Genomic DNA, 3,711 nt, shown 5'->3' on the forward strand with positions numbered 1-3,711 from the left:
CCGTCCGGGCCCCCCCGCGGGGGGCGCGGGGTCGGCCCCGCGCCGCGCGCCCCCCCCCGCGCGGCCTGAGCCCGCGCGCACCCGAGAGGCCGGACCGCCCCGGGCGGTCCGACGTCCTGGCGAGGGCGCCGCACGCGGTGCCCTCCGGGAACACCCGTGAGGGCCACGGCCCCGGCCCCGTACCCTGGCCGGATGGACGCCGACTCCCCCGACCTGTCCGCGCCGGCCGCGGGCCTGCTCGCGCTGCCGCCCTCGCTGGGCCCGGTGCGGCTGGTCGCGGTGGACGGGCACGCGGGCTCCGGCAAGACCACCTTCGCCGGGCGGCTGTCGGCCGCGCTCGGCGGCGCCCCGGTGGTGCACCTGGACGACCTGGCCACCCACCGGGAGCCGTTCGGCTGGACGGGGCGGCTGCGCAAGCAGGTGCTGGAGCCGCTGGCCCGCGGGGTCGCGGCCCGGCACGCGGTGTACGACTGGACGGCCCGGGAGTTCGGCGCCGTCCGGGAGGTGCCGGTGGCGCCGGTGGTGCTGCTGGAGGGGGTGGGCGCGGGCCGGCGGTCGGTGCGGCCGCACCTGGCGGCGCTGCTGTGGATGGAGCTGGACCAGGCCGCGGCGCGGGCCCGCGGGGAGTTGCGGGACGGGCCGGAACTGGCCGAGTTCTGGGCGGGTTGGTCGCGTGCGGAGCATGCGCACTTCGCCGCCGATCCGAGCCGTCCGTACGCGGACCTGCGGGTCGACGGGGTCACCGGGCGAATCCTCCGGAGCACCCTGAGTGATTCGCGTAGACCCCTCTTGACCTGCGACATCAGCAGGATTTAAGTTCTGCGTGTCGCGGAAATCAGTTGAATCCGCAACCACAGACACGGCGTCTCCGGCTTGTTCCCCCGTGAGCCGGAGGCGCCGTCCTGCACTCCCCCGCGCCCCCCGCCGAGCGATCGTCTCGCGCCATTCGGGCCGCGCGGCACCCTTACGGATCAGCGCCGCGCCGGTACCATGCCACGCAGGCGCGCAGAGGAGCGCCCCGAGGTCTGGCGGGGGGCGTCAGTGACGGTGGAGAGTTCCGGCGGGAAGGGTCCCGCCGCGGCGGGTCCGGATCCGGACGCCGACCGCGCCTGGTCGCGTGCCATGGACGCCTACACGGCCGGCTCGTACGCCCGCGCCGAGGAGGAGTTCCGCGCCGCGGTCTACGTCGACCCCGGCATGGCCGACGCCTGGCTCGGCCTGCACGCGCTGCGCAGCGACACCGCGGGCGCCCTGCTGGCGATGCACCGGCACCGGGACCGCTTCGGCGAGCAGCGCGAGCGCCACCGCCGCCCGCTGAGCTCCTGGTACTGGCTGGGCTGGTGGGTGCAGCCCGCGCTGGAGACCCCGCAGGACCTCGCCCTGGCGCACGCCTCGCACTGGCTGGACGGCCGCCACCTGGCCGAGCTGGAGCAGGCGCTGACGGAGTGTCCGCCGCCCGAGCAGGAGCCCGCGGTGCGCTTCCTGCACGCCTGCCGCTCCTACCTGCTCAAGGACTGGGAACAGCTGATCCGGGACACCGACCGCCTGCTGGACGACCCGGTGCTGGGCATCGAGGCCGGCCTGTTCGCCGGCATGGCCCGCGTCCGGCTCGACATGTGCGCGCAGGCCCAGCGCCCGCTGGCGGCCTCGCTGACCCGCTGCCGCTCCGAGCAGCCGCAGCGCAAGGAGCTGCGCTACTGGCTGGCCCGCGCCTACGAGGGCGCCGGGCGCAGCGCGGCGGCGCTGCCGCTGTACCGGGCGGTGCACCGGGCCGACCCGGCGTTCATGGACACCGAGCAGCGGCTCGCGGCGATCGCCGCCGAGGACGGGCTGCTGGACGGCGAGGCGTTCGGCGAGTACCGGGGCGCGGCGGCGCCGCTGGGCACCCTGGAGGAGCTGGAGCCGGTGGAGTTCCGCGGCGGCTCCGGCGGGGTCAGCGAGGACGCCTGCGCCGAGGAGCCCTACGCCGGGGAGGAGCCGGCCCCGGCCGAGCCGGGCCGGGCGCAGCTGGCCGAGCGGGCCGGCGGCTCCTCGGCGCTGTCGCCGCGGTCGGGTGGCTGGCCGGCCGCGCAGGCCGTGCCGCCCTCGGGCCCGAACCCGGCGCCGGCCGCCCGGCTGGAACTGGACCAGGCGCTGGCCGAGTTGGAGGCGATGGTCGGGCTGGACCCGGTCAAGCGCCAGGTGCGGGCGCTGTCGGCGCAGCTGCGGATGGCCCGGCTGCGCGCGGACCGCGGCCTGCCGGTGCAGCCGCCCAAGCGGCACTTCGTGTTCTCCGGCCCGTCCGGCACCGGCAAGACCACCGTGGCGCGCATCCTCGGCCGGGTCTTCCACGCCCTCGGGCTGCTCTCCGGCGACCACTTGGTGGAGGCCCAACGGGCCGACCTGGTGGGCGAGTTCCTGGGTCAGACGGCGGTGAAGGCGAACGAGCTGATCGACTCGGCGCTGGACGGCGTGCTGTTCATAGACGAGGCGTACTCGCTGGCCAACTCCGGCTACAGCAAGGGCGACGCGTACGGCGACGAGGCGCTGCAGGTGCTGCTGAAGCGGGCCGAGGACAATCGGGACAGATTGGTCGTCATCCTCGCGGGGTACCCGGACGGCATGAATCGACTACTGGCAACGAACCCGGGCCTGAACTCCCGCTTCACCACCCGGGTCGACTTCCCCTCCTACCGGCCCGCCGAACTGGCCGACATCGGCCTGGAGTTGGCGCGGGCCGACGGCGACGGCTGGGACGTGGACGCGGCCGAGGAACTCTCCTCGATCTGCGGGCACGTGGTCACCGAGGGCTGGATCGACCAGCTCGGCAACGGCCGCTTCGTGCGCACCCTGTACGAGAAGTCCTGCGCCTACCGGGACCTGCGGCTGTCGGCACTGCGCGGCACGCCCTCCCGGGAGGACCTGGCCACCCTGCGCCTGCCGGACCTGCTGCAGGCGTACGGGGAGCTGATCGACGGCCGCCGATGAAGGGCCTGCGCAGGACCCGGCCGCAGCGGCCGGAGGACGTCCCGGCGCCGAGGGGCGCGGACGGACGAGCGGACGGCCGGGCGCCGGCAGGTGCCCTGGTACGTCTCCCTGCCGGTCACGCTGGCCGTGATCCTGGCACTGTTCCTGGGGATGGCGAACCTGGGCTGGCTGCCCGGGGTGCCCAACCCCTTCGCCGAGAAGACCGTCGACCGCAGCCAGCCGGTCGTGCTCAAGTCCATCCAGAACATGAGCCGTTACAACGCGGCCACCGGCGACTTCCAGGTCATCGTGGACCTCGCCAACGAGGCCAAGTTCCTGCCCTCGGCGATCCTGGGCACCCGCAGCCTGTACGTGGGCGCGGGCAGCGTCGAGGCGTACGTGGACCTCGGCAGGCTCGGGGCGGACTCGGTGAAGGTCTCCGAGGACCGGCGGACGGCGACCATCACCGTCCCGCACGCGCAGCTCGCCGGGGCGGCGCTGGACGTCAAGCGCTCCTACATGTACTCGCACGAGCGCGGCCTGTTCGACCGGCTCGGCGACCTGTTCTCGGACAGCACCGCGGAGGACCAGCACAAGGTGGAGATGCTCGCCGTCGAGAAGATCGACAAGGCGGCGAAGGACACCGAACTGACGGCGACCGCGGAGAGCAACACCAAGACGATGCTCACGGGTCTGCTGACCTCGCTGGGCTTCACCCAGGTCACGGTCACCGTGGCCTGACCGGACGGCCGCGAGGGCCGGGGC

The 3,711-nt window shown here is 74.7% G+C and carries 3 protein-coding genes; all 3 read left to right on the forward strand.

Annotated elements, in window-relative coordinates:
• The first annotated feature begins 192 nt into the window (after positions 1 to 192).
• Entirely contained in the window at positions 193 to 816 is a 624-nt protein-coding gene (locus ACFUEL_RS36820; RefSeq protein WP_380242111.1) for a uridine kinase, read from the forward strand.
• 306 nt (positions 817 to 1,122) lie between these two features.
• On the forward strand, positions 1,123 to 2,967 hold the full coding sequence (locus ACFUEL_RS36825; protein WP_380242114.1) for an AAA family ATPase: 1,845 nt from the start codon (positions 1,123 to 1,125) through the stop codon (positions 2,965 to 2,967).
• A 90-nt stretch (positions 2,968 to 3,057) separates the two neighbouring features.
• The gene (locus ACFUEL_RS36830; RefSeq protein ID WP_380242115.1) at positions 3,058 to 3,687 is read left to right on the forward strand and encodes a DUF4230 domain-containing protein; all 630 of its coding nucleotides are present in this window, start codon (positions 3,058 to 3,060) and stop codon (positions 3,685 to 3,687) included.
• Positions 3,688 to 3,711: the final 24 nt, after the last annotated feature.

This window comes from Kitasatospora sp. NPDC057198 (genome assembly GCF_042670125.1).
Lineage (GTDB): Bacteria > Actinomycetota > Actinomycetes > Streptomycetales > Streptomycetaceae > Kitasatospora.